8 protein-coding genes are annotated in these 9,150 nt (G+C 42.2%); 3 read left to right on the top strand and 5 right to left on the bottom strand.

Features of this window, described 5'->3' with window-relative positions; genetic code table 11:
• From dnaX to CXF60_RS00360, 5 genes are all read right to left on the bottom strand, one after another.
• Positions 1–1,367, bottom strand: a 1,367-nt coding sequence (dnaX, locus tag CXF60_RS00380; protein WP_102090343.1) for a DNA polymerase III subunit gamma/tau, incomplete at its 3' end; no start/stop codon positions are given.
• Positions 1,368–1,436: 69 nt separating this feature from the next.
• On the bottom strand, positions 1,437–2,699 hold the full coding sequence (locus CXF60_RS00375; protein WP_102090342.1) for a hypothetical protein: 1,263 nt from the start codon (positions 2,697–2,699) through the stop codon (positions 1,437–1,439).
• Between the two features lie 115 nt (positions 2,700–2,814).
• Entirely contained in the window at positions 2,815–4,353 is a 1,539-nt protein-coding gene (gene lysS, locus CXF60_RS00370) for a lysine--tRNA ligase (RefSeq protein ID WP_102090341.1), read from the bottom strand.
• Between the two features lie 133 nt (positions 4,354–4,486).
• Positions 4,487–5,578 carry a peptide chain release factor 1 gene (gene prfA, locus CXF60_RS00365; protein WP_057760300.1) on the bottom strand — a complete coding sequence of 364 codons (1,092 nt, stop codon included), beginning with the start codon at positions 5,576–5,578 and terminating at the stop codon, positions 4,487–4,489.
• A 234-nt stretch (positions 5,579–5,812) separates the two neighbouring features.
• Positions 5,813–6,958: a beta-ketoacyl-ACP synthase III gene (locus CXF60_RS00360; protein WP_057760302.1), complete on the bottom strand. Its 1,146-nt coding sequence runs from the start codon at positions 6,956–6,958 to the stop codon at positions 5,813–5,815.
• 295 nt (positions 6,959–7,253) lie between these two features.
• Here CXF60_RS00360 and pnuC point away from each other — a divergent pair, with 295 nt between their 5' ends.
• From pnuC to CXF60_RS00345, 3 genes are all read left to right on the top strand, one after another.
• The gene (gene pnuC / locus CXF60_RS00355; protein ID WP_102090340.1) at positions 7,254–7,964 is read left to right on the top strand and encodes a nicotinamide riboside transporter PnuC; all 711 of its coding nucleotides are present in this window, start codon (positions 7,254–7,256) and stop codon (positions 7,962–7,964) included.
• Positions 7,915–8,523 carry an AAA family ATPase gene (locus tag CXF60_RS00350; RefSeq protein ID WP_102090339.1) on the top strand — a complete coding sequence of 203 codons (609 nt, stop codon included), beginning with the start codon at positions 7,915–7,917 and terminating at the stop codon, positions 8,521–8,523. Before pnuC ends, CXF60_RS00350 begins: the two co-directional genes overlap by 50 nt.
• A gap of 96 nt (positions 8,524–8,619) precedes the next feature.
• Positions 8,620–9,144 carry a TIGR00645 family protein gene (locus tag CXF60_RS00345; RefSeq protein ID WP_102090338.1) on the top strand — a complete coding sequence of 175 codons (525 nt, stop codon included), beginning with the start codon at positions 8,620–8,622 and terminating at the stop codon, positions 9,142–9,144.
• Positions 9,145–9,150 lie beyond the last annotated feature (6 nt).

Below are 9,150 nucleotides of genomic sequence, written 5' to 3'. Positions count from 1 at the left end.
ACTGGTTCAGGCTCAACAACTGGTTCAGGCTCAACAACTGGTTCAGGCATAGCACTAGCCATTGACTGTGCTAAATTGTCATTATCATAGATACCGCTTTGCAGCTCATCGTGACTTGAAGTCTGATAGTCAACACTATAAAGCTCTGGCGGCGGTGCTGACGCCTCATGTGCAATAGCATCTGAAGCTGATGCCGAAGAAACTGGTTCTATAGCTGGTACTTTGGTAGCAGACCCGTTGCTATCATAAGTATTGCTCAAGACTTCATCGACTGGTAATGGACGAAACGCCAGCAATCGCAAGATGCACATCTCAAGCGCTTGCATCGGTGTACTTGCGAGCTTGACACCTTCACGGGCTTGCACAACAATTTCATAATACAGCTGCAAGACATCAGGGCTGATATGCTGAGCTAGCGTATAAATATCTTTTGCTTGCGCCTCATTGACATTAAGAGCGACCTCAGGCAACAGCTGAGTCAATGCCAACTGATGTAGCAGCTCAGCGAGCCCATCAAACATACTGGTCGCATCGACCATTTGCGCACGCATTTGCTCAATATGAGCAGCGACCGCGGACTTATCATGATTATAAATATCTGTGATTAGACGTACTAAGTCAGCAGCATCAATAAGACCAAGCATTGCATTAACAGTCGCATCATCCAGTGCGCCTTGACCAAAAGCAATGGCTTGATCGGTCAATGATAGAGCATCACGTACAGAACCTTTGGCTGCACTTGCCAACTGCCAAATGGCTGGCTGAGTATAGCCTACCTGCTCTTTGGTCAAGATATTTGCCAAGTGCTCGCTAAGTAACGTTTGTGGTAATGGGCGTAGTACAAATTGCAAACAGCGCGAAATAATCGTAATCGGTAGCTTTTGTGGATCAGTCGTCGCTAATAAAAACTTCACATGCTCCGGTGGCTCTTCTAGCGTTTTAAGTAGCGCGTTAAAGCTGTGCGTAGACAGCATATGTACTTCATCAATCAGATAGACCTTATAACGTCCTTGGCTTGGCGCATAAGGCACGTTGTCTAATAATTCACGCGTGTCTTCAACCTTGGTACGAGAAGCGGCATCAATCTCAATAAGATCAATGAAACGTCCCTGATCAATAGCAACACAGTTATCACATACGCCGCAAGGGGTACTGGTAATACCTGTATCACAGTTCAAGCATTTAGATAAAATACGCGCAATCGTCGTTTTACCCACACCGCGTGTACCTGTAAACAGATAAGCATGATGCAGACGATTATAATCAATCGCATTAATCAGCGCTTGAGACACATGCGTCTGCCCAATCAACTCGTGAAAGTTTTTTGGTCGGTATTTGCGAGCTAAAACTTGATATTGCTGCGTCATAAGAAATGCCAATGTAAATAATACAAATATAAAGGAAGCGTCGGGTTAGTGAATCGTACTATGTTTAGGTTATAACTGAGCTTGAAGTTGGGCAAGTCGATCATATAAGCGTTGAGTGCTTTCATCAATCAATGAGCCTGCTTGATGAAAAATATCCAGATAAACCTCAGTATTTACACTGTCTTCGCATGGCCGAAACTCTACGCCCAGTAAAAACAAATCATCCATTACAGGCTCTTGTAACTGAACACTAATATCTGACAATAAATCTTTATAAGAGAGCCTAACATTCTCTGCGCTCAGCGAACTGCTATCGTCTTGCGCATAAAACACCATGAGATAATGGCGTCCAAATACATGATAAGAATGCTCATGGCGAACATACCCATTCCAGCGCGAGTCTTGATCCATGGTTCTATAAGCTAGGATTTTTTCTACTAGACATGCATAGGTATACATTGACTCATCTACCAAAATATCAACCTGCTCATTTGGTAAAGGTCTACCCGCTTCATAATAACGCTCAAGAACACTGTTAAACAGCTTGAACCACATCCGAGTATTTTTTTGCATCTCAGCCATTAAGGCATCGGCATACACGTTCTGATTCGGCTCTACTGCTTTAAGTAAGCGTAGTTCAACTTGCTCAATTAACTCACTATCAATTAGCTGTTCTTGTATCCTAATCGCTCTTTGGTGAAAGTCCGGTGATTGTAGAAACTGTTTAAGCAATGTCGATTCGTTTTGAAATGATACAAAGCTAGATAGCTGACGACGATGGAAGTCTAAAAAGGTTGTTAAATCACTTGGCGTCACTAACTGGTTGAGGATATCAACGAAGTTTTGATGACTAAAGACTTGTAAGATATTTTGCTCATCATCTAAGTCTAAAACACAATCCTCTGCAAAAAACCGACTGCCATATTCGTAGCCAACTGCATAAGATGAATGGCCCGACTGATCGTCTTGATGATTAATAGACAATGACGTCAAGCCAATAAAATAAACTGCTTTATCAGTTGTCGCGGCACTTCTATCTACAACTAGGCTATCATTTTTTTGATAAATCTGAGCGTGGCGTTTGATAAGTTGGTTAACAACTTCTTTTCTCCACTCACGAGCTTTAGCATTATCCACTTCTTGCTTAGTTGCCTGCATCACGACGGTATTGACGAGCAAATAAATAGTAGCGCCGGAAAACTCAAAAACAAAATCATAACCCTGAAAATGATCAGAGTCAGTGATTTTGTCATCAGGCAACTCATACAATGATAAAAAACATTGCTGAATCATTTTTTGCCAAAGCGTATGAGATGCTTGCTGAGTATCCATAATACCTCTATAGACGATATTTCACAAAAAAGCTGATACCCATTCTGTGAAAATGAGCAAAAGCTTTTTATGCTGAGTTAAGTATCAGTTTGGATTTATAGCAAGCAAACCCATCTTAGCTATCTTGTTTGCGGCGCATATGCGGGAACAAGATCACATCACGGATACTAGCAGAGTCGGTAAATAGCATTACTAAACGGTCAATACCAATACCCTCACCAGCTGTCGGTGGCAAACCATAAGACAATGCTTCGATATACTCTTCATCGAAATGCATGGCTTCATCATCGCCCGCGTCTTTTTCAGCAACCTGACCACGGAAACGCTCGGCTTGGTCTGCTGGATCATTAAGCTCACTAAAACCATTGGCCAACTCACGACCACCAACGAACAGCTCAAAGCGATCGGTAATCTCAGGATTGTCATCACTACGGCGCGCTAGAGGCGAGGTCTCAGCTGGGTACTCAGTAATGAACGTTGGCTGACGTAATTGATGCTCAGCCGTTTCTTCAAAGATAATCGTCTGTAGTTTACCCACACCAAACACATCTTTGACTTGCTGCTTAAGTGTCGTAGATGCATATTCTGCTAGGTATTCACGATCATTGATACGTGTCATATCAAAGTTTTCAGCATATTTTGCAATCGCATCAGACATTGACAGACGAGCAAATGGTGCTTTTAGGCTAATGGCTTCTTCTTGATACGTAAGCTCTGTTGTGCCCAACACATCTATTGCTAACTGATTAAACAGACGCTCAGTCAAATCCATTAAGTCATGATAATCAGCGTATGCTTGATAGAACTCAATCATGGTAAATTCAGGGTTATGACGGGTTGAAACCCCTTCATTACGGAAACTACGGTTAATCTCAAATACGCGCTCGAACCCGCCAACGACTAGACGCTTAAGATAAAGCTCAGGCGCGATACGTAGATATAAAGGCATGTCTAATGCATTATGATGCGTCTCAAACGGACGGGCTACTGCACCGCCTGGTATCGGATGCATCATTGGCGTTTCAACTTCCATAAAACGCTCATTGAGCATAAATTGACGGATACCACTAACGATCTGACTACGAACCATAAAGGTATTGCGAGTCGTCTCATTGGTCATCAAATCAAGATGACGATTACGATAGCGCGCTTCCACATCAGCCAAACCATGGAACTTGTTTGGCATTGGACGTAGTGATTTGGTCAGTAGCGTAATTTCTTCAATATGCACATACAGATCACCTTTACCTGAGCGACCGATATAGCCAGATACCCCAACTATATCACCTAAATCTAGTGATTTAATGCTCGCACGCGTTTCCTCATCAAGCTCTTTACGTGCTACATATAGCTGAATACGGCCTGTCATATCTTGGATCACGATGAACGAACCACGGTTGAGCATGACTCGACCTGCCACGTTGACCTGTGTTTTTTCACCATTCGCTGCTTTTTCTTCAATTTCCTGCTTTGAGACACCATCAAAAGCCGTCTGTAAGTCTTGCGCATAATCAGTGCGTTTGAACGTATTAGGATACGGCTGTTTACCTGAAGCACTGATATCATCTAGCTTGGCTTGCAGTTGTGCGATTAGCTCGTTAGCATCTTCTACGACTGGGGTTTGATCTTGGTTCTGATTATTGTGCTTTGACATAACACTCTCAATATTTTTAGGTAATTAAATGGATAAACGAAAACAGAAAAATTAAATCAATACTTATTATTATAAGAACAGACATGGTGATAAAAACGATAAAACTGTTATTAGTACTCTTAAAGACTAACTACTAGTCATTGCCACCGATACTGGCCATCAAATCGGCCTGATGCTCACGTAGTAGTGCATCAAGAATCTCGTCCAAGTCGCCTTCCATAATAGAGTCGAGCTTGTATAAGGTAAGGTTGATACGATGATCGGTCATGCGGCCTTGTGGAAAATTATAGGTACGAATACGCTCTGAGCGATCGCCACTACCGACCAAGTCACGACGTATAGAGTCCGCCACATCGACCTGTGCTTGCACTTTGGCTTGTTGAATTTTAGAGACCAGCATTTTCATAGCATGCGCACGGTTTTTGTGTTGGCTACGCTCTTGCTGACACTCTACCACGGTACCCGTTGGAATATGTGTCAAACGTACGGCAGAGTCAGTCGTGTTCACGTGCTGACCACCCGCACCACTTGAGCGGAAAGTATCCATTTTGATATCAGCAGGATTGATATCAACGGTATCATCAATCTCAACTTCCGGCATGACCGCAACCGTACAAGCTGACGTGTGCACACGACCTTGGCTCTCAGTTTCAGGAACACGCTGTACGCGGTGAGCGCCTGATTCAAACTTTAGGCGACCATATACACTATTGCCAGATACGCGAGTGATGATTTCTTTATAACCACCATGCTCACCTTCATTTGCAGAGAGCACTTCTAGTGTCCAGCCTTGGCTCTGCGCGTATTTTTGGTACATGCGGAACAAGTCACCAGAGAAAATTGCTGCTTCATCACCGCCTGTCCCAGCACGAATCTCTAAAAATGCTGGTACTTTATCGTTAGGGTCTTTGGGTAGCATCATCAGATTAAGCGCTTCTTCCATCTCTACGATGGTATCACGCGCACTCTCAATCTCATCGATCATCATCTCTTTCATGTCAGGATCTGTTGCATCGGCTAGCATCGCTTCTGCATCGGCCTGATCCGTTTCTGCACCCACGTAGTTTTGCCACAGCGTCGTGATCTCCATCAAGTCGCTGTGCTCAACAGACAATTCACGGAACTTGTTATTATCACTGATGACACTAGGATCTGATAATAAAGCGGTGACCTCTTCATAACGGTCTACCATCTGGTCTAAACGCAGGCGTAAGGATTCTTTCATAAAAGGACTTTTAATTGGATAAGAGGAATAAGCCCGTGATTATAGCAAATTTTTTAGGGTAAATTAAAACCTCTAATCATTCTTGTTGATATTGTCGGTAATCTTGATGTTATCTTCTCAAACATCTCTGTTTATATTTAGATGTCACGACTTAATTTCAATAGCAAAAACGACAGACAAAAAAATAGCTAAGAATATTCTTAGCTATTTTTATCAGGACAGGTAGTCAAAGTATTAGACCTTGCGAACTAAGACCGATCCAATAGAGTAACCTGCACCAAATGAGCAAATAACGCCCAGATCGCCTGATACTAAGTCATCTTTGTGGCGATGGAATACAATCATAGGACTCGCTGAGCTAGTATTGGCAAATTCAGCAATAACACTCGGAGCAATCGATTTATCGGCATCTTTACCAACCACGGTACGTAGAATCAAATCCAACATATTGGCATTGGCTTGATGCAACCACATCATCTTAACATCAGATGTTGGGATGTCGTTTTCTTGCAAGTGCTCAGTGATAATCTCTGACACTTTCGGACAGACTTCACGGAATACTTTACGACCGTTTTGCAAAAACAGCTTGTCAGTGACCGGTGCTTTGATATCTGGATACATTTCAGTCTGCGCCGCTAGATACTCTGAGCGATCCATAAAGCCATATTCGTTTTTGATGTTGGTCGAAAACTGAGTAAATAGCTTAGAGTTTAGAATCTCGTAACCTTTTGGCGTATCTAATTCTTCAACGATAGAAGCGGTCGCTACATCACCAAAGATAAAGTGGCTGTCACGGTTGCGCCAGTTTAGATGCGCTGAGGTGATCTCTACGTTGACCACAGCAATACGTTTGGCCAAACCAGAGATGATAGAACCGTGTGCTTGTGACAGACCAAACGTCGCCGCACTACACGCAACGTTCATATCATAAGCAAAGCCGCCAATCATACCAATTTCGTTTTGGATTTCGATGGCAACCGCAGGATAAGTACGTTGGAAGTTTGAGCAAGCAAGGATGATACCGTCTAAGTCATTGGCCTCAAGTCCAGCATCAGCCAAAGCGTCTCTAAGTGCTGCTGCGCCCATTTCGGCCATGACTGACAACTCTTCGCCCAAGTTGCGGTAAGGGATAACTGGCGCCATGATTTCAGTATTTAAGATACCTTCTTTTTCCATCACATAACGTGATTTGATACCAGATACTTTTTCGATAAAAGCAGCTGAAGAAGGCTCAAGTGCCGTCACTGTCTCTGCAGCTATCTCTTCAGCATGTTCGGTATTATAGTTTTCAACATACTGGTTAAATGACTCAACTAGCTCTTCGTTACTAATGCTGTAAGGTGGGATATAAAGACCAGTGCCTGTGATACAAGTCGTCATGATAAGCTTCCTTGTCTACTACTGTGGTGCTTGGAATAAGCATAAAAGTGGAAAAATAATAGCCATTCAAATTCAGTGAATAACTGTAAACTTAAAATCAGTGTGTTTATTATGCCTGAATATTATAATTTTTCTAATACTTTGTTACAAATAATCTGTTTCTTGCCATAAATTAGCAAAGACTGCCGTCCTTTTTGGATAGCTACGTTATAATTGGCATCATTTATTCTGTATTATTCGTCGAACTATCTTAATTATTCAGAACATCGATACGCGCTCATACTTAGGAATGCTAATGGCAGAACTTCTCAACTGGTTATTTGGTCAATACGCTGACTACTCTACGATATTTATCATTCTTGAATTGATTGCTGTTGTCTTCGGCGTAGCAAGTGTCTTACTCGCCAGCAAAACCAATATCCTAGTTTTCCCTATCGGTCTGGTCAGTACTGCTATATTTGTGTACCTACTGTGGAAATGGCAACTGTTTGGCGATATGTTCATCAATGCTTACTATACCGTGATGAGCCTGTATGGCTGGATTAACTGGTCAAAGAACAAGAAAAACCAGTCTATTGAGCACAAGCAGTCAAATGCCAATAATGTCCGTATTGAACATTTGCATGCAGGTGACATCCCTATACTTTCTGCTTTGGCAGCGGGAACGATAGCTTTTGTAGGGTTGGTTTATTATTTCCGTCCAGTGATTAATAATGGCTTTAGTTTCGATGGTGCGGTACTTGGAATCCATCTATTTACTTGGGTCGATTATACTGACATGCTCACTACAGCTTTATTTTTAATGGCAATGTGGCTCATGGCACGGCGCAAAATCGAGCATTGGATACTCTGGATCATCGCTGATGCGATATCGGTACCGCTATACTTCTATAAAGGTTTTACTTTTACCGCGCTACAATATGTAGTCTTCACTCTTATTGCAATCTGGGCATACTATGAATGGCAACGACGCTACCGCGTACAACCTCGAGCAGCATACGCCTAAATCTGTCATCAAAGTCGCGGTCTTAGGAGCAGAAAGTACGGGTAAAACGACCTTATGTCGTGATTTGGCCGCGCATTTTGATAATCCTTGGGTGTCAGAATATATGCGTACCTATTTACAAGCAAAATGGGACGACGAGCAGCTGACTTGTACGTGGGAGGATCTGCTCCCTATCGCACAGGGACAGATGACACTAGAGAATACCTTAGCCAAACAAGTCGCTCAGTCGAATAATGCCAGTCATTATTTGTTTTGCGATACCAGTTTGTTTGAGCTGATGGTTTATTCTTATTGGTATTATGGCGACTGTCCTACGGCCCTTGAGCAAGCAGCATTGACGCATCACTATGATTTAATATTATTGACTGATGTTGATGCGCCATGGGTGGCTGATGACTTGCGCGACAGTCCGCATCAACGCGATGAGATAAGTGCTTATTTCGCCAGTCAATTAAGCAAGCATCAGAAATCATTCCAACGCATTAGTGGCGATAAAAAATCGCGCGTGCGGCAAGTAGTAGCGCAGCTCGCTAATATAGACAAAATCTCATATGACTAAAACTAAATAGCTATGGTCATAAACTTACCCATATTTATGTCTTTAAGACTTTCTTGTCTTTAACACTTTTTTGTATTTGAAACCTAAGAGATACCCATGCTAAAGAAGTTTGAGCTTTATTTAGAAAAAACCATATTTAATAGCCGCTGGATACTAGCACCTTTTTATCTAGGGCTGGTGTTAGGCATTATTTTATTATTTATTAAGTTTGTCCAAAAACTATGGAACATGTTTGCTGACATTCTGACGGCCTCTGAAGCCAGTGTGATTGTAGATATATTGGTATTGGTTGATATCTCTCTAGTTGCCAGTTTACTGCTTATCATTATATTCAGCGGCTATGAGATCTTTGTCTCGAAAATCGATACTGGCACTCATGATGATCGTCCTAGCTGGATGGGAAAAGTAGACTTTTCTGGTCTGAAGCTCAAAGTCATCGGAGCAATTGTTGCTATCTCGGCGATTGATCTATTAAAGTCCTTTATGGATATATCTAGCGGAATGAGTGAACTTGATGCTGACAAACTCATGTGGAAGGTTATTATTCATATGACCTTTGTGTTGTCTGGCTTGTTATTCGCTATCATGGATAAAGTCGTTGGCGATACGAAAAAGCATTAAGCACAT

Source organism: Psychrobacter sp. 4Bb, assembly GCF_002836735.1.
Classification (GTDB): domain Bacteria; phylum Pseudomonadota; class Gammaproteobacteria; order Pseudomonadales; family Moraxellaceae; genus Psychrobacter.
Note: the sequence above shows the minus strand (reverse complement) of the source record. Positions and strands in the feature narration are given on the sequence as shown.